This window comes from Mycobacterium sp. IS-1264, assembly GCF_001954195.1.
GTDB lineage: Bacteria > Actinomycetota > Actinomycetes > Mycobacteriales > Mycobacteriaceae > Mycobacterium.
The window spans coordinates 52126-74618 of record NZ_MBES01000053.1 but is presented as its reverse complement, the minus strand read 5'-3'; the positions used below and the strand labels follow the sequence as shown (position 1 = coordinate 74618).

General features: G+C 65.8%; 21 protein-coding genes. 12 read left to right on the top strand and 9 right to left on the bottom strand.

Annotation, left to right across the window (positions count from 1 at the left end):
• Positions 1-48: 48 nt before the first annotated feature.
• Positions 49-300, top strand: coding sequence for a hypothetical protein (locus A5744_RS10780; RefSeq protein ID WP_076117946.1), 252 nt, complete (start codon positions 49-51; stop codon positions 298-300).
• Here A5744_RS10780 and A5744_RS10775 read toward each other — a convergent pair.
• Together A5744_RS10775 and A5744_RS10770 are read right to left on the bottom strand one after the other, a co-directional pair.
• Entirely contained in the window at positions 297-1247 is a 951-nt protein-coding gene (locus A5744_RS10775; protein WP_076060807.1) for a phosphotransferase family protein, read from the bottom strand. The genes A5744_RS10780 and A5744_RS10775 overlap by 4 nt on opposite strands.
• Positions 1248-2042, bottom strand: coding sequence for an SDR family NAD(P)-dependent oxidoreductase (locus A5744_RS10770; RefSeq protein WP_076060805.1), 795 nt, complete (start codon positions 2040-2042; stop codon positions 1248-1250).
• 173 nt (positions 2043-2215) lie between these two features.
• Here A5744_RS10770 and A5744_RS10765 point away from each other — a divergent pair, with 173 nt between their 5' ends.
• Positions 2216-2851 carry an HD domain-containing protein gene (locus tag A5744_RS10765; protein ID WP_076060804.1) on the top strand — a complete coding sequence of 212 codons (636 nt, stop codon included), beginning with the start codon at positions 2216-2218 and terminating at the stop codon, positions 2849-2851.
• Between the two features lie 2 nt (positions 2852-2853).
• Here the strand turns inward: A5744_RS10765 and A5744_RS10760 are convergent, their stop codons facing one another.
• From A5744_RS10760 to A5744_RS10730, 7 genes are all read right to left on the bottom strand, one after another.
• On the bottom strand, positions 2854-3282 hold the full coding sequence (locus A5744_RS10760) for a DoxX family protein (protein ID WP_076060802.1): 429 nt from the start codon (positions 3280-3282) through the stop codon (positions 2854-2856).
• Positions 3283-3335: 53 nt separating this feature from the next.
• Positions 3336-4820: an MFS transporter gene (locus A5744_RS10755; protein WP_076060800.1), complete on the bottom strand. Its 1485-nt coding sequence runs from the start codon at positions 4818-4820 to the stop codon at positions 3336-3338.
• 229 nt (positions 4821-5049) lie between these two features.
• Positions 5050-5757 (bottom strand): MBL fold metallo-hydrolase, encoded by a 708-nt coding sequence (locus tag A5744_RS10750; protein WP_076060834.1) that lies wholly within the window; start codon positions 5755-5757, stop codon positions 5050-5052.
• A gap of 35 nt (positions 5758-5792) precedes the next feature.
• Entirely contained in the window at positions 5793-6533 is a 741-nt protein-coding gene (locus A5744_RS10745; RefSeq protein ID WP_076060799.1) for an SDR family oxidoreductase, read from the bottom strand.
• 1 nt (position 6534) lies between these two features.
• Positions 6535-6732: a hypothetical protein gene (locus A5744_RS10740; protein WP_076060833.1), complete on the bottom strand. Its 198-nt coding sequence runs from the start codon at positions 6730-6732 to the stop codon at positions 6535-6537.
• A 62-nt stretch (positions 6733-6794) separates the two neighbouring features.
• Entirely contained in the window at positions 6795-7934 is a 1140-nt protein-coding gene (locus tag A5744_RS10735; protein ID WP_076060797.1) for a hypothetical protein, read from the bottom strand.
• 32 nt (positions 7935-7966) lie between these two features.
• Complete coding sequence (locus A5744_RS10730; RefSeq protein ID WP_083679262.1) at positions 7967-8821, bottom strand: Stf0 family sulfotransferase; 855 nt, start codon at positions 8819-8821, stop codon at positions 7967-7969.
• Between the two features lie 226 nt (positions 8822-9047).
• Between A5744_RS10730 and A5744_RS10725 the strand changes: the two genes are divergently transcribed.
• From A5744_RS10725 to A5744_RS24640, 10 genes are all read left to right on the top strand, one after another.
• Positions 9048-10238, top strand: coding sequence for an NAD(P)/FAD-dependent oxidoreductase (locus A5744_RS10725; RefSeq protein WP_076060793.1), 1191 nt, complete (start codon positions 9048-9050; stop codon positions 10236-10238).
• Positions 10239-10263: 25 nt separating this feature from the next.
• Positions 10264-10953 carry a class I SAM-dependent methyltransferase gene (locus A5744_RS10720; RefSeq protein WP_076060791.1) on the top strand — a complete coding sequence of 230 codons (690 nt, stop codon included), beginning with the start codon at positions 10264-10266 and terminating at the stop codon, positions 10951-10953.
• Between the two features lie 65 nt (positions 10954-11018).
• Positions 11019-11759, top strand: a complete 741-nt coding sequence (locus tag A5744_RS10715; protein ID WP_083679261.1) for a helix-turn-helix domain-containing protein — start codon at positions 11019-11021, stop codon at positions 11757-11759.
• A gap of 158 nt (positions 11760-11917) precedes the next feature.
• Positions 11918-12622: a helix-turn-helix domain-containing protein gene (locus A5744_RS10710; RefSeq protein WP_083679260.1), complete on the top strand. Its 705-nt coding sequence runs from the start codon at positions 11918-11920 to the stop codon at positions 12620-12622.
• Positions 12623-13023: 401 nt separating this feature from the next.
• A complete protein-coding gene (locus A5744_RS10705; RefSeq protein WP_076060786.1) occupies positions 13024-14580 on the top strand; it encodes a GMC family oxidoreductase N-terminal domain-containing protein in 1557 nt (518 codons plus the stop codon).
• Positions 14570-18049, top strand: coding sequence for a carboxylic acid reductase (gene car / locus A5744_RS10700; RefSeq protein WP_076060784.1), 3480 nt, complete (start codon positions 14570-14572; stop codon positions 18047-18049). The genes A5744_RS10705 and car overlap by 11 nt, the downstream gene beginning before the upstream one ends.
• Positions 18050-18400: 351 nt before the next feature.
• On the top strand, positions 18401-19747 hold the full coding sequence (locus A5744_RS10695) for an FAD-binding oxidoreductase (RefSeq protein ID WP_076060783.1): 1347 nt from the start codon (positions 18401-18403) through the stop codon (positions 19745-19747).
• A gap of 13 nt (positions 19748-19760) precedes the next feature.
• Positions 19761-20726, top strand: coding sequence for a VOC family protein (locus A5744_RS10690; RefSeq protein WP_076060781.1), 966 nt, complete (start codon positions 19761-19763; stop codon positions 20724-20726).
• A gap of 8 nt (positions 20727-20734) precedes the next feature.
• A complete protein-coding gene (locus A5744_RS10685; RefSeq protein WP_076060779.1) occupies positions 20735-21985 on the top strand; it encodes a cytochrome P450 in 1251 nt (416 codons plus the stop codon).
• 298 nt (positions 21986-22283) lie between these two features.
• The gene (locus tag A5744_RS24640; protein WP_170874468.1) at positions 22284-22442 is read left to right on the top strand and encodes a hypothetical protein; all 159 of its coding nucleotides are present in this window, start codon (positions 22284-22286) and stop codon (positions 22440-22442) included.
• Positions 22443-22493 lie beyond the last annotated feature (51 nt).

The window sequence follows — 22493 nt, the reverse complement described above, 5'->3', positions numbered from 1 at the left end:
GTGTCTCTATTCACCATTAGTTCGCGGCAGACGATCGGAGAGGGCGGCATGAAATTTCGCGCGTGCACGGCCGGATTGTTTGCCGGCGGGGTGTGTGTCGCGAACTTCTTCGGCGCCACCGGTCTGGCCAACGCGGACCCGCAAACTGATGGGTCCGGGGGAGCCAACATCGTCATCAACCAATTGATATCGGGGGCAGTCCCGGCACTGCGAGCGCCCACCCAAGACGAAGGCGATTCGGAACGGAACTGGGGTGGCGTCGGAATGTACTGTGAAAACCCGTTCGTGCGGTGCCACTAGTCCAGCATTGAGTGCGCGCGCTCCAGCAGCCGCGGCAGCGTGGCCGCCATGGCTTCCAATTCGGCTCGCGGAGACCGCCTTCGGCGGTTGTGCTTGACGATGAGCGACCACGTCGCCACTGACTTGAAGCACGCTAGTGCGACGAACCAGGGCAAATCGGGCACCGGGCAGCCGAGTTCCCCTCGATAAATTTCCGCGAGTTCAGCGACCGGCGGTGCCAGACCCGCCGAATCCGGAACGCGTTGGTAGGTATCAGGATCACAGTTGATCAGGAACCAGCCCGCGTCGACGCGCGGGTCGCCGATCGACCAGATCTCCCAGTCGATCACCGCGTTGACGCGCGCTCCGACCGCGAGCAGGTTGCCCAGCCGGAAGTCACCGTGCACCACACTCGGCGCCAAACCCGTTGGCGCGCAACCCAACAATGCGTCGCGCACACCTTGCCAGCCGGGCACCAGGGCGGCATCGACGGTTCGCAGCGTGTCGCACCAGCGCCGGACTTCCGCGACCGGATCGATGACCGGTTCAGTGCCGAAATCCAAGTCGCTCGGCGACACGCGGTGCAGGGCGGCCATCACCCGGCACGCGTTGCGGTAACGCTCGGCGAGGTCAGGGGTCGATGGGCAACCGTCGAACAACGGCTCCACACAGTCGCCTTCCACATGAGACATAACGAACAGGGGCGGTTTTCCGGCGTCCTCCCACAGGACCTCGGGAACCGGAACCCCCGTCACGGCAAGCGCTTTGATGATGCGGGCCTGGCGCAGCACGTCGCGGTGCGCGACCGGCTCGACGCCGGGCGGAGCGACCTTGATCACCACCGCCCGGCCATCGCGCACGCCCCGAAACGTAAGGCTGGACGCTCCCCCGGCCAGTGACTCGACTCCGGTGACACCCGCGCCGGCGAGCCGCCGCCGCAGCTCGTCGAGGTCGAGCTCAGCGGCCATTCAGCCCGCCGATTTCAGCCAGCCCACTTCGGCCAGAAACGGCTGGGTGTGCGCGATGCGACCGGTCATGGTCTTCGGATCGCCCGTGCACAACCGAAAGGCGGTCTCGGTGATCAGCTCGATCCCCTCGGTGTCGGTCTTGGCCAGGTCGAGGGTGCCGGCCCCGGGGGTCGCGACGGGATTCGACGGAGCGGCGGCGTTGACGGCGATGCCGTCGTCGTAGAGTTCGGCGGCAAGGCTTTTGGTGAGCCGATTGAGCGCGGCCTTGGCCGTGCCGTATATCCCGAAGCCCGCGGCGCGGTCGAAGTCGGAGAACGGCGGCCCCGGCGGCAGGTCGCCCCCCACCGACGTCACGTTCAGAATCCAGCCCCGGCCGCGCTCGCGCATCGCGGGAATCGCCAACTGGCACAGATGCAATGGGCCGAGCACATGCATCTCCATCATCAGCCGGGCCCGTCGCTCGGGAAAGCCGTCGAGCGGCCGCAGGAAGGTCACCGCGGCGTTGTTGACCAGGATGTCGGGTGCGCCGACGGCTTGCACTACCTCGGCGAAGAGCCGTTCACGCTCCTCGGAATGGGACAGGTCCGCCTGCACCGCGATGGCCCGGCCGCCCGCGGCCGCGATCTCGTCGCGGGTTTGGGCCAGCGACCCTTGGTATTTGGGATCGGGATCCATGGTGCGAGCGGTCAGCGCCACCGTCGCGCCCTCGGCCGCGAGCCGCGCGGCGATCGCCTTGCCCAGCCCGCGGCTGCTTCCGGTTACCAGGGCGACCTTCCCGTCGATGTCAGCGCCCACCGTCGACCTCCTCCGGAACCCGCGTGCGGAAATGGCTTCTCCGAACTAGAGAATGTCATTATCGCCGCCCGAGCGGAAGCGTTCCCTGCACCCTTGTGTATGGCCTAAATCGTGGGAAGCGTGGCGTTGCAGCCACTCCCCACGTCGCAGGCGCCGGCCTAACGTAATTGCCCATGCAACAGGTTCCGGATCTGATCGACACCACCGTCGCGCATGCCGCGATGCGGCTGGCGCAGTCCACCGAGTCGGCGTCGGTGTTCAACCACAGCGTGCGCAGCTACCTGTTCGGGGAGCTGCTCGCGGCCCGCGAGGGGATGCGATCGGGCGCCGACTATGACAGCGAGGCCTTGTTTTTGGGATGCGTCCTGCACGACCTGGGAGTCGGGACCGCGGCACCCGGCAAGGAGCGGTTCGAGGTCGAGGGAGCAGACCTCGCGGCGGCTTTCCTGACCGAGCAGGGCTGCGAGCGCGCGGTCGTGGACGGCGTCTGGGAGGCCATCGCCCTACACACCTCGATGGGCATCGCCAATCGGCGCGGAGCGCTCTGCTCACTGACGCAGTCCGGCATCGGCGCGGATTTCGGCCGCAATGCCGAGGCGATCGACGAGCAGACGGCCGCGGCGATCCACGCCCGTTACCCGCGGCTGTCCATGGCGCGCACGCTGGTGGACGCGATCGTCGCGCACGCGCAACGTAGCCCCGAGGCGGCGCCACCCTATTCGATGCCGGGCGAGCTGCTGCGTGAACGCCAGTCGGGAAACCCAGCCCTCGTAGAGGTCATGGCGTCACACGGCCGCTGGGGCGAGTGAGATCAGCGCCGCGGATTGCCGCGCCGAGCATCGATTGAATGGCTCCCCCCGCCCATGAAGACCAGCAGGAAGAAACCGAAGCAGAAGAGAATCGCCAACGTTCCACCATTGCCCGCCGGGGGATCTCCGATCGGCCAGAGCGAGCGCGGCTGATGCATCCAGAAATACGCGACCGCCATTTCGCCCGAGGCAATGAATGCCGCGGCGCGGGTGAACAATCCGGCCGCAACCAGCAGCCCCGCCACGAGTTCGATCAAGCCGGCGTACCAGGCGGGCCAGGCCCCCACCTGGACCGGCCACGCCGGACGAACGGGCCAACCGAACAGGATCATCGAGCCGTACCCGGCGAAGAGCAGACCGTAGACCAACCGAAACAGGCTAAGCACCGCCGGCGCGTGGCGGGCGAGGCGATAGTTGAGATTTCTCGTCATACGACAGACGTTACGGTCGTGGTTCGTGGGTTCCGTTACCGCCTTTGCCCGGACTATGCCGCGTCGCGCGCGCTCGTGGGGCGTCTGGTGCAGGGCTGCTGGCAGGCGTGGTTGATTCCCGGCAGCACCTGTTGCGTGATGTCGGCGCCGGTGCGGATGGTCAGGAACGAGGTGATTGCGCCGACTACGCAGACGGCCGCGGTGATGGCCATCGCGAGCGCGAAGCCGGCGCCGAGCGGCTGGCCGGGGCCCGCCCGAATTCCGGCCGCGACCGGGAGGACGGCGATCGCGATCAGTCCGGCGACACGCGCAATGGCATTGTTGACGCCCGACGCGGTCCCCGCATAGCCGTCGGGTACGGCCGAAAGAACGGCTGCGGTAAGCGGCGCAACGGTGATGGCCAGTCCGACGCCGAACACGACCACAGCGGGCAGCACCGCGGCCAGATACGTTGTCCCGGGCACGATTCGAGTCATCAGCGCCAGGCCGGCGGCGGCGATCAGCGGGCCGACCGTCATGGGCAGCCGTGGCCCGGTGCGCTGCGCGAGCGCGCCTGCCCACGGGGAGCCGATCAGCATGATGATCGTCAGCGGCAACATCGACAGGCCGGCGGCGAGCGCAGAGTAGTGCAAGCTTTGTTGCAGCTGCAGGGCCAGCAGGAACAGGGCGCCGCCGACCGCCGTGTAGACGGCCAGGGTGGTGAGGTTGGCGCCGGTGAATTGCCGGGAACGAAACAGGGTTGGAGGCAACAGCGGCGACTGTGCACGCGCTTCGATCAGCGGGAAAGCGGCCAACGCCAAGGCGCCGACCGCGCAGGCGGTCAGGTTCGCCAATGTCCAACCGCGAGAAGGAAACTCGATGAGCGCGTAGATCACTCCGGCCAGGCCCACCGTGATTGCGGCGGTCCCGAGGATGTCAGGGCGGCCGCGCACGGTTGGATCGCGGGATTCAGTGACATGGCGGCTGGCGATCCACCCCACCGCCACGGCGAGCGGAACATTCAAAAAGAACACCCAGCGCCATGAGGCCGTATCCACCAGCCAGCCGCCGATCAACGGGCCCAGCGCCGTGGTCACTCCGGACATCCCCGCCCAGATTCCCACCGCACGGCCGCGGTCCTCGTCGGTGATTCCGGCATCGATCAACGCGAGGCTCCCGGGAACCAGCGCCGCGGCACCGACCCCCTGAACCAGCCGGGCGCCGATCAGCCAGCCGATGGTCGGTGCGACGCCACACCCGAGTGAGGCGGCGGTGAAAACGACCAGTCCCGCAACGAAGATTCGGCGACGGCCGTAACGATCTCCGGCGGCGCCACCCGCGAGCAGCAACGCACTCAATGTCAGCAGGTAGCCGTCGTGGACCCACTGTTGACCGGCCAAGCCCGCGCCCATCTCGCGCCCGATGGCCGGCAGCGCGACGTTGACGACGGTGCCGTCCAGCAACGCGATTCCCGAACCGAGGACGGCGGCGGCGATCAGCCAGCGCGCGCCCGCCGCCGCCAATGGCAGCTGATGTGGCGCGCTCGCGGGCCGGTCCACGATGCAGATTCTGCGCCATTGGGCAGTCGCAGCGAATACCGGGATCGCAGGTCTACCATCTCGGCATGCCGATTCTTGGGGACGCAACCGTTGTCGTCGCCCGAGTGGCGAGGTCCACGTCCAATGCCAAACCCGGGTTGCTTGCGATCAACGGCGCCACGCCGAGATTGCCGCCATGGTCGTGACCCAAGGCTCAATCACAGCCCTCACGGCAATCTCGACGTCGAGATCAACCGGCCATCCCCGCATATCCGTCGGCCAGGCCGCGCAACTGCGCGGCGCCGTCGCCGGCGAAGGAGGCGCCGTGCATCAGCGCCAGGGTCGTGGGCCGCAACTGTGCCAGCTGCTCGAGCGTGGGTCCAAGGTTGGGGGTCAGCGCGGTGGCGCGGAAGGCCGCCTCAGCCTCTAAAGCCGGTGCGATGCAGTCGGATTCGGTGAGCGCGGGGCACTGACCGGTGTGGGTCAGCAGATCTCCGGCCAATAGCGTGGAGCTTGTCTCGTCGAACCAAAGCCCGCTCTCCCAGTTGTGCGGCACGTGTGGGGTGGGGATGAATCGCAGTCGATGACCGCCGATATCGTGCACGTCGCCTGCGACTACCGGCGGCCTGTCGCACATGTCGTTGAGCGAGAGCATGCATGCCAGCGGCCCGTGAATGACCTCGGCCTGCGGCGCCGCGGCCAGCAGCGCGTTCATCGCCCCGCACTCGTCGGCCTCGATGTGGGCGAACGAAATCCAGCGCAGGCGTTCCAGCGGTATCACCTTGGCGATGGCCGCGGACAACAGCGGAAAGAGCTGCCGCATCCCGCAGTGGAACAGAAATGGCTGCTCCGCGGTCAGCAGGAACTGGTTGAACGTGAAGCCGTGTTCGGTGATGCCCGGTACCCACGTGGAAAACCGGAAGATACCGTCGGCGATTTCATCGACGGTGGTTTGCAGCTCGGTGGTCATTCACAGCAGGCTACGCCGCCGTGCTAGCCGGCACCCTTGCCGTTGTCGACCCGGTAGACGGCGCCGTGAACGGCGACGGCGGCGTCGCTCGCGAGGAAGGCGATCACGTTCGCGACGTCGAGGGGCTGCATCAACCCGCGCGGCGAGGCGGTGCGCATGATCAGGTCGTAGTTCGGGTTGTCCGGCGCGCTGAACTGTTCAATTTGCGGCGTGAGCATGCCGCCCGGACACACGGCGTTGACCCTCAGGCGATCCGCGGTGTACTCCACCGCCAACGCGCGAGTCAGCCCGATCAGTCCATGCTTGGCGGCGCAGTAGCCGGCCGAATACGCCTGGCCTTCGACACCGGCGATCGAGCTGACGTTGACAATGTTGCCGCCCCGCTCCAGCAGACGGGGTAGCGCCGCCCTGCACAGGTAATACGGCCCGTTCAGGTTGACGCCGAGATCTTGTGCCCAGTCGTCGTCGGTCATCGACTCGGTTCTGCGCATCTGGTGCTTGCCGGCGATGTTGACGAGGACGTCCAATCCGCCGAACTCGCGAACGCATTGATCCACCGCATCCCGACAAGCCTGCGCCACAGCGACATCCACCGATGCGTACGAACCCCGTTCCACATCGGCGAATACCTCGGCCAAGCGCCCGGTATCGCGACCGATGCCGAAAACCGTTGCGCCCTGGCGGGAAAACAGCCGGGCCGTTTCGGCGCCCAGGCCCGACGACGCGCCGGTCACGAGTGCGATCTTGCCCTGCAGTGCCGACATGTCAGGCTCGCATCCGCGCGGCGCTGATCCGGATGCGGCGTGCTGTCATTAACACGAACAGACTGATCGCCATCCTCCCCACCGCCATCCGGCTCGTCCGCTTCTTCCAGCTCGGTCGCCGCGAGCCCACGCGCCGGCCGAAATAGTAGCCGACGCATGCTGCCATCGCGAGGGCGGCGATTGCCGCGAGCACCGTCATCATGACGAGCGTGCTTCGTCACCGTCGCGGCGAGGTCACGCGCGAGACACAGCTCAGCCGCTCTATCGGTTGAGCAACGAGTCGACGTTGGCGTGAAAGAGGCCGGGCATTTCCAGCCCGTCGCAGCCCATCCGCCGATAGTCGTCGAGCGGCGTCGCTGTCCCCTCGGAGTGCGGGTAGTCGCTGCAGAACATGAACACGTCGCCGGCCATCTGGGCCAGCTGCTTGGGGTTCTCGTATGAGAAGGAGGACACCCGGACGTGGTCGACGAAGTACTCGCTGGGTCGCCGGGACAGTTTGGCCACCGGCTTGCCGTTGAGTTGGGCGGTGAACGCGGACGCACCGTCCAACAGCATCAGAAATTGCGGCACCCAGGCGGAGCTGAGCTCGACCACGCCGAACCGTAAACCTGGGTGACGGTCGAACACGCCGTGCAGGATCAGGTCGGACAACGCCAGCGCCGGGGGCACCCACAGGAATACGGCCTCGGTGGCGGGCACCAGATCCTGCACCGGATCGTCTTGATACCAGCAATCGTCGAAGACCCGCACCTGATCGGCGACGTGGAAGACCGGCGTGACGGCGTGGTCGACGAATGCGGACCAGATCCGGTCATGGTCGGGATGCGACAGCTCCCGGCCGTCCACCGGACCGGCGCCGATCATGGCCAGTGTGATGCCGGCGGCCGCCAGCGTCTCCAGCTCGGCATCGAGCCATTCCGGGTCGCGCAACGTCAGATGCGCGACGGGATGCAATCGTCCATCGCCTTCGGCCTGCACGACCGCGCACCACCGGTTCCATGCCGCCATGTTGGCGGTCATCGCCGGAAGCGTCGGCGACAGGCGGCGCTCCCAGAGCAGGCCGAAATTGGGGAACAGGACCGCCTCGTCGAGTCCCGCCGCGTCGAGCCAGCGAAGCCGGGCCGCGGGCTGCCAGTAGGAGGCAGGTAACGCGTCGTCGTACCGATAGGAGGGGGGCTTCCCGGCCCGTTGACGGTTGCGGTGCTCCCCGCAGGATGCGGTGTTGCCGGGAAGGTGGACGTCGGCGAGGGCGAGGTGAGCGCCGCGCCAGTCGAGCCAGGTGTAACCGAGTTCATCGTCGACCAGGCTCAAGGCGTCGTCGCGCGCATCCGGGTCGATATGGTCGGCCCACAGCGACCGACTCTCGTAGAGATGCTGGTCCGAGTCGACGATGCGAGTCACACCGCCAGTTCTTCCACCGCCGCCCTGCCGCGTCAAGGCCTGCAAAATCCGGGCGTCGACTTATGGCTGTGCTCTTGGTCAATCAGTCGCCGCCAGCGTTCGTTGACGTGGTCGGACTGACGCTCGAGCGGCGGTTCGGGCAAAACGGCGGCGTGCACGGGATCGGCGCCGAGGAATCGCAGGACTCGCGCAATCTCACCGCGATAGTTCTTGTCGAGATCTTCATACCGAACCGTCAGGACCTCACGACGCCGAGTGGTGAAGTAGTTGGTCCAAGCCGCTTGTTCGGCGTCCAGGGTCCGTTCCATCTCGGTGATCTGCTCGTACGTCGGTGCCACGCCGGTGAGATCGGCCGCCGGCCGGCCCGGTGTGGGGCGGTCCAGGTAGAGCCCCCAGGGGCGCACCCTCCTCGACGAGCCGGTAGACCGGAACCACTCGCCGGTCGCTTCGGCACGAAACAGCGATATGGCCTGCGCGCGCCGATCGGCACGGACGATATTGACGAAAACTGCTGCCGGAAAAAGCATCTCGAGAACATTTCCCGGATCGCCACGAAAACCCAGTGCTTGCGCGAGCGAAACGACATGCCGCCAATGAATTTTCATACCCCGAATACCGTTCTCCGTCGCCGCGAACGCCATGACCTTCGCCAGATATTCGGTCCACGAGCAATTCGCCGGCAGTTTCAAGTCCTCCTTGTAGGACCCGATGTGGTCGGGCGTGAAGTACTCTTCGGGCCGCCCGGCAACTCCAGTCGCGACGAGGCCACCGGCGAGGAGCGAACTACCCGAACGAGGCGTGGAGGCAATGACATAGGTTGCAGGTCTCATAACCTTCGACCCTCCGGGATTACTTCTACGCTCGCACGCCGCCACCCAAAGTTTCATGCAGTCGTCGGCATGGTGTCGAGGCCCGCTTGCCGCACAGCCGGCGTTGTTTGCAATATTCGCAGGTCAGAGGGCCGAGCCGAGGACACGTTACAGCAGAAAACCCACTCAGTGGGCAGAGGTTTCACAGCTTGTCCCGTGGCTTTTTAACGTCATCGGCGTGGACAGACACAACGCGCCGCTTACGGTATCGCCAGCTGTTGCGCCGGAGCGGGAGTGACAACGGATGCCTGACCGGTCAGTTGTGATTATCGGTGCGGGTCCAGCCGGGCTTTCTGCGGCATTGAGCCTGAAAGACAAACGAATTCGATCATTGCTCATCGATCGAGCCGATGCAGTGGCGGCGTCTTGGCGCGGGCGGTATGACCGGCTCAGACTCAACACCGGTCGACAGTTCTCCCATCTACCCGGGCGGCGGTACCCGAAAGGCACTCCGCTCTATCCGACTCGTGACCAAATCGTCGAGCACCTGGACACCCATGCGCACGAGGATGGCATCGAACTACACCTGAATACCGAGGTTGAGCGCATCGACGAACATTCCCTGGGATGGCGGTTGACGACGTCGAACGGCGACCTCGACGCCCGAGTCGTCGTGGTCGCAACGGGTTACGAGCACACGCCATTCATCCCCGACTGGCCGGGCATCTTCAGCGGTGAGCTACTGCATTCAACTCGGTATCGAGATCCGGCGCCGTACGCTCACAAGCGCGTGCTGGTCGTCGGCTCCGGATCGTCGGGCATGGAAATCGCCCACGACCTGACCACAGGCGCAGCGACCAAAGTTTGGCTCTCAGTGCGAACTCCACCAAACATCCTGCCGCGCAAAGGACCCGGGGGACTGCCCAACGACGTGATATCCATACCCTTGTTCCACCTGCCCCCGCGGATAGCCGACCGAATCGCCGCCCGCGCGCGCCGCCGCGCATTCGGCAATCTCGAAGCAGTCGGCCTGCCCGTTCCCGATGAGGGCCCCTTCGCGAAAGCCCACCGGCTGCACGCCGCGCCAACAGTTGTCGACCCCGAGGTTGTCGACGCAGTCCGCGACGGGTCCGTCGAGGTGGTCGGAGCGGTCAGTTCGCTCGAGGGTGCCACGGTGGCGCTGGCCGACGGTACCCGGATCGAGCCCGACGTGATGATCTGCGCGACTGGGTATCGGGCGGGGCTGCATCGGTTGGTCGGACACTTGGGGGTGCTCACACCTGACGGCGTACCGGTCATGCTGGCGCCGTTAGCTGCCGCCGACGGCCTGTATTTCCATGGCCTGCTGAGCCGCCCCGCGCTAATTGGCTACGTAGCCAGGCAATCACGAAGGCTGGCCAAGCGCATCTCACAAGGCCGCCCCCCGCCGTACTGCCTGAGCCGACCCGCGGCACCGGCCGAGATGCTGCGTCGCTACGCCGATACCGGCACGTAATCGACAACCGGACCTAAGGGGAAACATGTCATCCGAAATCATGGACTGGGACAGCGCTTACCGCGAGCAGGGCGAATTCGAGGGCCCGCCGCCGTGGAACATCGGTGAGCCGCAACCGGAGTTGGCGGCGCTGATCACCGCCGGCAAGTTTCGCGGCGACGTGCTCGACGCCGGATGCGGGGTGGCCGAACTGTCGCTGGCACTAGCAGCGCGCGGCGTCACCGTCGTCGGCATCGACATCACTCCGACCGCCGTCGCTGCGGCTACCAAGGCGGCCGAAGAACGCGGCCTGACCACGGCCAGCTTCGTGCAGGGCGACATCACGTCCTTCACCGGCTACCCACCCGGTTCGGAAGGGCGATTCGACACGATTGCCGACAGCACGCTGTTCCACTCGCTGCCGGTCGAGGGTCGCGACGGCTACCTGCGCTCGATCCACCGCGCCGCGGCGCCGGGCGCCAGCTATTTCGTGCTGGTGTTCGCCAAGGGCGCCCTCCCCGCCGAGATGGAGCCCAAGCCGAACGAGGTCGAGCAGGACGAGTTGCGCGCCGCGGTGAGCAAGTACTGGGAGATCGACGACATCCGGCCCGCCTTCATCCACGCGAACATCCCCCCAGCCGGAGACGGCTGGCCCGAATTTCCGCCGCACGACCGCGACGAGAAGGGCCGGATGAAGTTGCCGGCCTTTCTGCTGACGGCGCACAAGGCCCGCTAACACTCGCGATCGCCGCGTCGGCGTCAAGCAGCGGGTCAGGCGTGGGCCGGTCTGAGTTAGATCACATGTCCGGTCGTATGGCCAGGGGTCAATGTGCGGGCGCGATGCACGGCTCGTTTCATGACGACGGTCGCGGGGTCATCCAGAGCGCATTTGAGCTGCTGGGGCACGTGGGTTCGTTGGAACCGGTGCGGCTCGTCGATTTAGCGAATGCGAGCGGGATCCCCCGGGAGACCGTGCGTCGAATGCTGCAGCAGCTAATCGCAGTCGGGGCGGTCAGTCGCGAAGGTACCCGCTATCGGCTCGGCGCGAGCCTGCTGGAACTGGGTGCGCAAGTCGGCTCGGAGCGACGACTGCGGGCGGCCGCCCGGCGACCGATCGCCGAACTCGCAACCGCCACCGGTGCCGCAGTGCACTTGTCCGCGACGATCGGCAGTGACCTGGTGTACCTGGACGCGGTGGACGCGCGGGTACCGGTGGGATTCACAGCCGAACCCGGAGCTCGGGTACCGCCGAGAACCGCGGCCGCGCGCGCCCACATCGAAATGGGCGGCACCGCACCGATTGTGGACCCCGGCGGAGTGATAGCGGACCTGAGTTGTGTCGCGGTAGCGATTCCGCTGGGCAACGGCGCGACTGCGGTGGTGTCGGTGCTTGTCCCGGGACCGCGACCGCCGCTCGGAGTGTTGGCTGCCACCAGGGCCACCGGCACCCGGATCGTCAGCCTCCTTCTTCCACCGCGCGACCGTGACGAGACAAGGCCGGATGAAGCTGCCGGCCTCCTCCTGGCGCACAGGGCTGGCTGACACTCTCAATGGCGGATCAGTCCGCGCCCATGCCCATGAGCCTTTCATCGGTGAACAAAAGTTGTTCATTCTCGATATTCGGCATAGTTTGCTGTGTTTGTGCGTTAGACCCTGAGATGTCGTGACATTTGTGTGGGCATCAGAGCATAAAGGGGTCGATGGTGGACCAATCCGAGTTGGATCGATTGACCGATCGTGTGGCCAGCGGTAGGCGCGCGGACGCGACGGGCGGCTCCTTTCACAATGACGGTCGCGGGGTCATCCAGAGCGCATTTGAGCTGCTAGATCACGTGGGTGCAATGGAACCGGTGCGGCTGCTCGACTTGGCGAATGTGAGCGGAATCCCCCGGGAGACGGTCCGTCGAATGCTGCAGCAATTAATCGCGGTAGGGGCGGTCAGTCGCGAAGGTAGCCGCTATCGGCTCGGCGCGAGCCTGCTGGCGCTGGGCGCGCGAGTGAGCTCGGAGCGGCGCTTGCGTGCGGTCGCCCGTCGACCGATCGCCGAACTCGCAACCGCCACCGGTGCCGCAGTGCAGTTGTCCGCGATGATCGGCGGTGAGCTGGTGTACTTGGACGCGGTCGACGCTCGGGTTCCGTCCGGAGTGGTCGTTCAGCCCGGCGCCCCCGTACCGCCCAGATGCGCGGCTGCGCGGGCCCACACCGAATTGGGCTATACCGCACCGATCGTGGACGCGGGCGAATTGAGAGCGGATATGAGCTGTGTCGCGGTAGCGATTCCGCTTCGCAACGGCGCTGTGGCAGCCTTGTCCACGATCGTCGCGGGACCACGGCCGCCGCTCGGACTGCTCGCCGCGACCAGGGCCACCGGTGCCCGTATCGCGGGGCTCCTGCACACACCGTGAATTGGTGATCAGCGAGAAAAACCCATCTAGTGGGCACGGATTGGCCGCTCGTCCCGCTGCTTCCTAACGTCGTGGGCGTGACGGCTACGAATCCGGCGACGCATCGCACAACAGTAAGTACAGCGGGCCGCATGAGCAATATGACTGCGGTGCACCACAACTCACGCGGGCGGTTGGAGTGCGAAATTAATGTCGGGTCAAAACAATTCGTAGTGAGCCCACCCCGAATCACACCTGAAGGGGCCGACCCGGCGCGACGATGGCAAATCGTCAACAAGAACAACGCGAACCGGCCACCGCTTCGGCTGCGCCTCGTCAAGTTCAAGAAGTAGCAACGCTCATCCGTCTATCTATTTCGTGGGACACACGCCGCCGAGATGAGGTTACGGAAGGAAACTCCAATGGTTTTCGCGGGTGCGGTCGCGGATTATGTTGTGGTAGGCGCAGGATCGGCCGGAAGCGTGGTGGTCCGGAGGCTGCTCGAGGCCGGCCGCAGCGTGCATGTCATCGAGGCCGGCCCGGCCGACACCGACCCAAAGATTCACTCATTGCAGGGCTGGCCGACGCTATTGGGCGGCCCACAGGACTGGGGAGCGTTCACCACGCCACAGCGGCATGCCAACAATCGCAGGCTGTTCTGGCCTCGGGGCAAAGTCCTGGGGGGAAGCAGTTCATTGAACGGAATGATCTACATACGCGGGCATGCCAGTGACTACGAGCGTTGGGCGCAGGTGACCGGCGATCCCAGTTGGGGCTGGGATCAGGTGTTGCCGAGGTTCAAGCGCTCCGAGGCGCATGAGCTGGGCGGCGACGAGTACCACGGCGCGGTCGGACCATTACCGGTGTCCACAATCACCAAGCCGCACCCACTATCCGAAGCATTCTTCGAGGGGGCATTGGCCCTCGGACACAAATTGATCGACGACTTCAATGCCGAGGAGATGGTCGGTGTCGGATACAACCACATCACCGCGTTCCGTGGCGAACGGATGAGTGCGTGGAAGAGCTTCGTCGCGCCGATGCAGCTTCATCCTCGGTTGACAGTCACCACCGGCGCCCTCGTCCATCGGGTGCTCCTGGAGAAGGGCCGAGCCGTGGGAGTCACGTATTCACAAGGAGACCAACCGCTTCGGCGTGCGTACGCCCTCGCGGAGGTCGTGCTGAGCGCGGGCGTATTGGGCTCACCGAAGATATTGCTACTCAGTGGGATCGGACCGAGCGCGCATCTGCAATCCGTCGGTGTTCCCACGATGGTGGACCTGCCCGCGGTCGGAGAGAATCTGCACGATCATCTGTTGGTCAGCAATATCTATGAGGCCAAGGCGCCTTTGACGGTCGGTGTCAACAATCTCCTCGAGGCGCAGCTCTACGCGCGCAGCACCGGATGGCAAGGAGCAGCACCGAATTTGCAGCCGCTGTTCATGCACATTCCCTACCCCGCGGATGGCGGCCCGGTGCCCGAGCATGGGTATACGATCGCCGCGGGATTGGTTGCGCCGCAAGCGCGGGGCACCCTGCGGTTGGCCTCCGCCGACCCGAGCAACCCGCCGCTGGCGGATCCCAACGTTTTGGCCGATCCCGCGGACCTCGAAGCGATGGTTGATGCGGTCGAAATCTGCCGCGACATCGGCGCTTCAGCGGCATTCATGCCGTGGCGCGAGCGCGAGGTCGCTCCGGGACCCGCAGCCGCGACGCGAAACGCCTTGCGCGCCTTCGTCCGGCAGGCGGTGGGCACATACCACCATCAAGTCGGCACCTGCAAGATGGGGGCGGCGGATGACCCGGATGCCGTTGTCCAACCGGATCTTCGCGTGCGCGGCGTCGCGGGTCTGCGTGTCGCGGATGCCTCGATCATGCCCACGGTCACCAGCGGCAACACCAACGCGCCCACCATCATGATCGGTGAGCACGCGGCTGATCTGCTGCTGGGCGGTAGCAGGAAGTTCCATGCCAACTGATATCCGCGGCGAGCGGCTGCGACGTCGCATCGCCGAGCTGTCTGTCACCGATCCGCAGTTCGCGGCCGCCATTCCGAGCGAGACGGTCACCGCGGCGCTCGGTCAGCCTGGTCTGCGACTTGCGCAGATCGTTCGCACGGCCTTGGAGGGTTACGCGGATCGACCTGCAGTGGGTCAGCGGGCGTTCGAGTTGGTCAGCGACGCCGCGACCGGACGCACATCGGTGCGGCTGCTGCCGCGCTTCGACACGATCACCTACCGGCAGCTGGGCGAGCGTATCGACGCGCTCGCCCGCGCGTGGGCCGACGATGGGGTGTCTGCCGGCGATCGCGTCTGCATTCTCGGTTTCACCAGCGTCGACTACCTCACTATCGACGTGGCGCTGGCTCAGGTCGGTGCCGTGTCGGTGCCGCTGCAGACCAGTGCGACGATCAGCCAGCTGCGGTCGATCGTGAGCGAGACCGAACCGTCCGCCATCGCGGCCGGCATCGATTACCTTCCCAACGCCGTCGAGTTGATCCTGACGGGTTCCGCGCCCGCGCATCTGATCGTCTTCGACTACCACCCGGCGGTCGACGACGAGCGCGAAGCCGTCGAGGCGGCCCACGGCCGGCTGGCGGGGACCCCCGTCACCATCCAGGCGCTGGCCGACGTTCTCGACCGCGGCAAGTCGCTGCCCGACGCACCGCTGACGGCGCCGTGCGACGAGGACCCGCTGGCGTTGTTGCTCTACACCTCCGGCAGCACCGGCGCGCCCAAGGGCGCGATATACCGGGAAAGTGCGGTAGCCAAGATGTGGCGACGGTCGACCCGCAATCTCGTTGGGGCGAGTGCCGCGTCGATCACGCTGAACTTCACGCCGATGAGCCACGGGATGGCTCGCTTCGTGGTGTACGCGACGCTCGGCAACGGCGGCACAGCGTATTTCGCCGCCAAGAGCGACCTCTCGACGCTGCTCGAGGATATGTCCCTGGTTCGGCCCACCGAGCTGAACTTGGTGCCGCGGATCTGGGAGACCATCTACGGCGAGTACCAGCGCCGGCTCGACCGCGGAGCCGACGAGGCCGAGGTGATGGACGAGCTGCGCAACCACCTGCTGGGCGGGCGGTGCACCTTCGCGCTGACGGGCTCGGCGCCCACCTCCCCCGAGCTGAGGAACTGGGTGGAGTCGCTGCTCGAGATGCACCTGTGGGACGGCTACGCCTCCACCGAGGCCGGGATGGTGCTGTTCGACGGCGAGGTGCGGCGCCCGCCGGTCATCGACTACAAGCTGGTCGACGTGCCGAAGCTGGGCTATTTCTCCACCGACCGGCCCTACCCGCGTGGTGAGCTGCTGCTCAAGACCGAGAACATGTTCCCGGGCTACTACAAGCGGCCCGAGGTGACCGCCGGCGTGTTCGACGAGGACGGCTACTACCGGACCGGCGACGTGTTCGCCGAGGTAGCTCCCGACCGCCTGGTGTATGTCGATCGCCGCAACAACGTGCTCAAGCTCGCGCAGGGCGAGTTCGTCACCGTCGCGAAGCTGGAGGCGGTGTTCGGCAACAGCGCGCTGGTGCGCCAGATCTACGTCTACGGCAACAGCGCGCAGCCCTACCTGTTGGCGGTGGTGGTGCCGACCGGGGATGCCCTTGAGCGCTACCCGTTCGACGAGCTCAAGCCGCTGATCGCCGGTTCGCTGCAGAACGTCGCCAGGGACGTCGGCCTGCAGCCTTACGAGGTGCCGCGCGACTTCCTCATCGAGACCACGCCCTTCAGCCTGGAAAACGGTCTGCTCACCGATGCCGGCAAGCTGGCGTGGCCGAAGCTGAAGGCGCACTACGGCGAGCGGCTCGAACAGCTCTACGCCGAGCTGGCCCAAAGCCAGGCCAACGAGCTGGCCGCGCTGCGCCGCAGCGGCGCCGACGCGCCGGTGCTGCAGACCGTCAGCCGCGCAGCGGCCGCCCTGCTGGGCACCGCGAGCACCGAGGTGTCGCCGCACGCACACTTCACCGACCTGGGTGGAGACTCGTTGTCGGCGTTGACATTCGGCAACCTGCTGCACGAGATCTTCGACGTCGACGTGCCGGTGGGCGTGATCGTCAGCCCGGCCAACGACCTGGCGGGCATCGCCGACTACATCGAAACCGAGCGCACGGGCACCACGCGGCCGTCGTTTGCCTCGGTGCACGGCCGCGACGCGGTCGAGGTGCACGCGAACGAGCTGACCCTGGACAAGTTCATCGACGGGGCGACGCTGGCCGCCGCGCCGACGCTGCCGGGGCCGGCTGCCGAGGTGCGCACCGTATTGCTCACCGGCGCAACGGGTTTCCTGGGTCGCTACCTGGCCCTGGAGTGGCTCGAGCGCATGGACCCGGTGGACGGCACGGTGATCGCGCTGGTGCGCGCCCGTTCCGACGAGGACGCCCGGCCGCGCCTGGACAAGACATTTGACAGCGGCGACCCTGATCTGCTGGCCCACTACCAGGCCCTGGCCGCCGACCACTTGGAGGTCCTCGCCGGCGACAAGGGCGAGGCCGACCTCGGCCTGGACGCCCAGACCTGGCAGCGGCTCGCCGACACCGTGGACCTGATCGTCGACCCCGCCGCGCTGGTGAACCACGTGCTGCCCTACGGCGAGCTGTTCGGACCCAACGCGCTGGGCACCGCCGAACTGATCCACCTCGCCCTGACCACCAAGATCAAGCCCTACATCTACGTCTCGACGATCGGGGTGGGCGACCAGATCCAGCCCGCGACGTTCACCGAGGACGCCGACATCCGCCAGATCAGCGCGACCCGGGCGATCAACGACGGCTACGCCAACGGCTACGGCAACAGCAAATGGGCTGGCGAGGTGCTGTTGCGCGAGGCCCACGACCTGTGTGGGCTGCCGGTCGCGGTGTTCCGCTGCGACATGATCCTGGCCGACACCACCTACGCCGGTCAGCTCAATGTCCCCGACATGTTCACCCGGATGATGTTGAGCCTGGCCGCGACCGGGATCGCGCCCGCCTCGTTCTACGAGCTGGGGGCCGACGGCAACCGGCAGCGCGCCCACTACGACGGGCTGACCGTGGAGTTCATCGCCGACGCGATCTGCACGGTGGGTGCTCAGAGCGCCAACGGGTTCCGCACCTTCCACGTGATGAACCCGTATGACGACGGCATCGGGATGGACCAGTTCGTCGACTGGCTCATCGACGCGGGCTGCGCCATCCAGCGCGTCGACGACTACGGCGACTGGCTGCGGCGGTTCGAAAACAGCCTGCGCGGGCTGCCCGAAAAGCAGCGCAACGCCTCGCTGCTGCCGCTGCTGCACAACTACCAAAAGCCCCAGAGACCGATCAACGGCTCGATGGCACCCACCGACCGGTTCCGTGCAGCTGTTCAGGACGCGAAAATCGGCCCGGACAAAGATATTCCACACGTCTCGCCGCAGATCATCGCCAAATACGTCAGCGACCTCCGACTGCTCGGACTGCTGTAACCGATCAATCTGGTCTTAGTCCGCGCGAACTCAACTACTGCGAGATCGACGAGATCCGGCCCCCGCGGTGTTGTGCATCGGATGCGCGGTGCGGTTGTGTCGTCTGCCCTTGGATCGCTTCGTCCTTGCTGCGCCGTGAAGTGGTGACCAGCGAGAAAAACCCAATCAGTGGGCGCGGACTCGCCGTTGGCCCCGTCGCTTCTTAGCGTCACACGTGTGAAGGGAGCAAATGCCGCCACGACTGGCGCGGGAGTATTGCCGGCGCAGCTGGCGCTCGTGTGCGAGTCATGCCGCGCGGTGGGGAAAAGCCTTGTTGGAAACAACATTCATCCCTGTCCCGATAGGAGACAAATGAGTACAACCGATCTGATAGCCGCCGCAGCCAACGACCTGGCTAGCCGGATCAACGCCACCCAGCTGCGTGTGCCCGACGGTGCGCCGTTGATTTGGAATGCGGCGGTGCAGCATCGTCCAGCACTGATCATGCGGGCCGAGTCACCGTGCGACGTACAGGAAGCAATCCGTGTGGCGCGTGACCGTGGGATGCGGCTCTCGGTGCTCGGCGGCGGCCACGACTGGGCCGGTCGCGCTGCGTACGACGGCGGTCTGGTGATCGACATGTCCGGGATGCGAAGTGTCACCGTCGATACCGAGGCGCGGATCGCAACGGTGGGTGGGGGCGCCACAGCGGCCGAGTTGATCGACGCGGTCGCGCCGTACGGGCTCGTTGCCGCCACCGGCAACTGCGGTGCTGTCGGCATGACCGGCCTGACGCTCGGCGGGGGCTACGGACCGCTCAACGGGCGGTTCGGCCTTGCCTCGGACAACCTGGTCGGCGCCGAGGTGGTCCTGGCGGATGGCCGAATCGTCACAGCCGACGCGACTCACGAGCCAGAGCTGTTCTGGGCACTGCGCGGTGGTGGCGGCAACTTCGGCGTGGTCACCTCGATGCGGGTGCGGTTGCATCCGGTGGACCGGTTGATCGGCGGGATGATCATGTTTCCGTGGTCGCAGGCCGCGACGGTATGGCGTGGGCTGCGTGACCTGTTGTCGACGGCGCCCGACGCGCTGACCGTCCAGAGCGGACTGCTGCCCGGCCCGGACGGCAACCTGACGGTTTATCTGCAGCCGGCGTGGAGCGGCGATATTCGTTGCGGCCTAGCGGCCGTCGATCTGCTCGCAACGCTCGGAACGCCACTGATCACACAAGTCGCGCCCGTCGCTTACGGTGAAATACTGCGCCTTTTCGACGTGGGGTGCGTCCGTGGACTGTGCTGGGCGGTTCGCACCCGCACGGTCGCGGGGTACACGCCCGAAGTCATCGATGCGCTGGTGGAGGCCGCACGGACACTGACCTCGCCGCGCAGCCTCGTCTCCATCCACCACTGTCACGGCGCATCGACGCGCGTCGCCCCGGACCAGACCGCGTTCGCAAACCGCCGCCCGCATTTCGTCGTCGAGATCGTCGCGTGCTGGGAGGCCGGAGACGGCGCCGCTCACCGCGCCTGGGCACAAGCGTTGTCGGACGCGCTTGCGCCGCACGCGCTTCCAGGCGGATACGCCAATCTGCTCGGGCCCGACGACCACGATCAAATCGCAAACGCATACGGCGACAACGCCACACGGCTCGTCGCCGCCAAAAATCACTACGATCCCGACGCGGTGTTCACCGCCATCCCACTTCCCAGCGTCGGCTAAAAGGCGAACTCGAATGTCGTACATCATCGATAGTCACCACATCACCATGTCGGTGAACGGGGCCCAAGAAGACGTTGACTTCCACGTCAAGGTGCTCGGGCTGCGGCTGATCAAACGGACCGTGCTGTTCGACGGGACGCTCCCGATCTACCACCTGTACTACAGCAACGCCGACGGCGACCCGAGCGCGGTGCTCACCACCTTTCCCTTTGGCCAGGCCGGAATCTACGGCCGGCGCGGCACCAACCAGGCGCGTGAGGTATTGCTCGCCGTTCCGGCGGGTTCGCTGAACTATTGGTCCTCTCGGTTGCACGAGCGGGCCGCGGATGTCCGGGACACGACCGTGTTCGATCGACGGCGGGTGCTGTTCCGGCATCCGTGTGGCATCGAGTACCAGCTGGTCGAGGTCGACGACGACCCGCGTCGTGGCTACAGCGGCAGCGGGGTACCCGAGGAGTACGCCATCCACGGCATCTACGGCGTGGGTGTCCACGTTACGGGGCCGGACACCGCCGTCGAGTTCGCCGCCAACCACCTCGGCGCGCGCGAGGGCCTGACCGAAGGTAACCGGTTTGCGTTGGAGGCCGGCAAGTTTGGCCGCGGCGGCGCGGTCGAGCTGATTGTCAATCGCACAGACGAGCCGGGGACGTGGACCTACGGTGCCGGAACCATCCACCACTTCGCCTGGAACGCAGACACTCTCGAGAATCAGGACAACCTGAAATTCGAGATCGAGGGTGCGGGCTACACAGACATGTCCGAAGTGCGCGACCGCAAGTACTTCAAGTCGGTCTACGTCCGCTCGCCCGGCGGCGCCCTATTCGAACTGGCCGTGACACACAACGAGGGCGGCTGGGACTGCGACGAATCGCCGCAGGAACTGGGCAAACGATTCCAGCTGCCCGAGCAGTTCGAGGCACGGCGCGACGAGATCCTCGGCCGCCTCGAGCCGATCAGACTCCCGGAAACCGCAGAGTAAGGAACTCAATGAACACACCCGCAGTCGATAATGCCGCCGAAGTTCTGGCCGACCCGTCGGCGTACGCCGACGACGAACGGCTGCACACGGCGCTACGGCAACTGCGGGCACACAATCCCGTTGCGTGGGTGGACCATCCGCCGTATCGGCCGTTCTGGGCGATCACCAAGCACGCGGACATCATGGCGATCGAGCGCGATAATGACCTGTTCATCAGCGCGCCCCGGCCGATGCTCACGCGCGCCGATGCCGACGATCTGCTCATGGCACAGCGGGAAGCCGGGACCGGCATCCGCACCCTGGTCGACATGGATGACCCACACCACCGCAAGGTGCGTGCGATCGGAGCGGACTGGTTTCGCCCCAAGGCCATGCGCGACCTGAAGGCGCGAGTCGACCAGCTGGCCAAGCGCTCTGTCGACAAAATGCGCGAGATCGGACCTGAGTGCGATTTCGTCACCGACATCGCCGCCGACTTCCCGCTTTACGTCATCCTGTCCTTGCTGGGCCTTCCCGAATCGGACTTCCCTCGGATGCGCACACTTACCCAGGAGATGTTCGGCCGCGATGACGCCGAACACCAGCGCGGCCAAGAACCCGAGGCCTGGATCGCGGTGGTGCAAGACTTCCTCAACTACTTCGCCACGCTGACCGCGTCACGCCGTCGAAAACCCACCGAAGACCTCGCCTCGGCCATCGCCAACGGGCGCATCGACGGCCAACCGCTCTCGGACATGGACACTGCGTCCTACTACGTGGCCATCGCTAGTGCCGGCCACGACACCACCAAGGACGCCATCTCTGGCGGAATGCGTGCGCTCATCGAAAACCCCAGTGAATTAGGGCGATTGAAGCAGAACCTCACGCTGATGCCGACGGCGGTCGAGGAGATGATCCGGTGGACCACGCCGGTCAAGGAATTCATGCGCACCGCAACCGCCGACAACACTGTTCGAGGGGTCGACATCGCCGAAGGTGAGTCGGTGTATCTGGCGTATGTGTCCGGAAACCGTGACGAGGAGGTCTTCGACGATCCGTTCCGCTTCGATGTCGGCCGCGATCCCAACAAGCATCTGGCCTTCGGGTATGGCGTGCACTTCTGCCTCGGCGCCGGGCTGGCGCGGATGGAGATCAGCAGTCTCTACCGAGAACTGCTCCCTCGGCTGGGATCGATCGAGCTCGCGGGTAAGCCCGAATTATCCGCAACAACGTTTGTCGGTGGCCTCAAACACCTGCCAATTCGCTACTCACTGAAGTGATTTCGGTACGCAAACATCCTTCCGATTCCTGACACCGAAAGGCATACCATGACGCGATTTCCTGAGCATTACCCACCGCGGCCGTCCCTGGCGGGCACCGTACGACAAGTGTGCGTTCACAGCTTGATCGCGATACAGCTGGTCTTTCTGAGCATCATGTCGTGGGCAGCTATTTTCGGCGACCTCCCGATGTCTGACAAGGCTTCCCGACACTGTGTGCAAAACGACTTCGGGCCAGCGGCTTCACGCGACCGATCCGATCGATGAACAAAGCATCACGGCAACGCGAAGCCCGAGAATGGAATTCAGCGCAAAGCGCAATCAATATGTGGTGCCGGATTATTCGCAGTCGACCGAAGGGGACCCTCTTGTCCAAGGCGGCGTTCTGCGACAACTTGCCCTTCACGGCATCGTGACGGTGTTGCTGGTGGCAGCCGCCGTCGTGATGTTCTGGTAACCCCAGCGCTAGCCGACGAAATCAAACCTGAAACGACGAGTTGCCGTGTCT

Coding starts and splice junctions, on each gene's coding strand:
- A5744_RS10695 (WP_076060783.1), top strand. CDS start 18,401: ATGAGTACAACCGATCTGATAGCCGCCGCAGCCAACGACCTGGCTAGC.
- A5744_RS10730 (WP_083679262.1), bottom strand. CDS start 8,821: ATGAAACTTTGGGTGGCGGCGTGCGAGCGTAGAAGTAATCCCGGAGGG.
- A5744_RS10780 (WP_076117946.1), top strand. CDS start 49: ATGAAATTTCGCGCGTGCACGGCCGGATTGTTTGCCGGCGGGGTGTGT.
- A5744_RS10710 (WP_083679260.1), top strand. CDS start 11,918: ATGGTGGACCAATCCGAGTTGGATCGATTGACCGATCGTGTGGCCAGC.
- A5744_RS10725 (WP_076060793.1), top strand. CDS start 9,048: ATGCCTGACCGGTCAGTTGTGATTATCGGTGCGGGTCCAGCCGGGCTT.
- A5744_RS10720 (WP_076060791.1), top strand. CDS start 10,264: ATGTCATCCGAAATCATGGACTGGGACAGCGCTTACCGCGAGCAGGGC.
- A5744_RS10745 (WP_076060799.1), bottom strand. CDS start 6,533: ATGTCGGCACTGCAGGGCAAGATCGCACTCGTGACCGGCGCGTCGTCG.
- A5744_RS10715 (WP_083679261.1), top strand. CDS start 11,019: ATGTCCGGTCGTATGGCCAGGGGTCAATGTGCGGGCGCGATGCACGGC.
- A5744_RS10705 (WP_076060786.1), top strand. CDS start 13,024: ATGGTTTTCGCGGGTGCGGTCGCGGATTATGTTGTGGTAGGCGCAGGA.
- A5744_RS10765 (WP_076060804.1), top strand. CDS start 2,216: ATGCAACAGGTTCCGGATCTGATCGACACCACCGTCGCGCATGCCGCG.
- A5744_RS24640 (WP_170874468.1), top strand. CDS start 22,284: ATGGAATTCAGCGCAAAGCGCAATCAATATGTGGTGCCGGATTATTCG.
- A5744_RS10775 (WP_076060807.1), bottom strand. CDS start 1,247: ATGGCCGCTGAGCTCGACCTCGACGAGCTGCGGCGGCGGCTCGCCGGC.
- A5744_RS10685 (WP_076060779.1), top strand. CDS start 20,735: ATGAACACACCCGCAGTCGATAATGCCGCCGAAGTTCTGGCCGACCCG.
- A5744_RS10690 (WP_076060781.1), top strand. CDS start 19,761: ATGTCGTACATCATCGATAGTCACCACATCACCATGTCGGTGAACGGG.
- car (WP_076060784.1), top strand. CDS start 14,570: ATGCCAACTGATATCCGCGGCGAGCGGCTGCGACGTCGCATCGCCGAG.
- A5744_RS10760 (WP_076060802.1), bottom strand. CDS start 3,282: ATGACGAGAAATCTCAACTATCGCCTCGCCCGCCACGCGCCGGCGGTG.
- A5744_RS10740 (WP_076060833.1), bottom strand. CDS start 6,732: ATGACGGTGCTCGCGGCAATCGCCGCCCTCGCGATGGCAGCATGCGTC.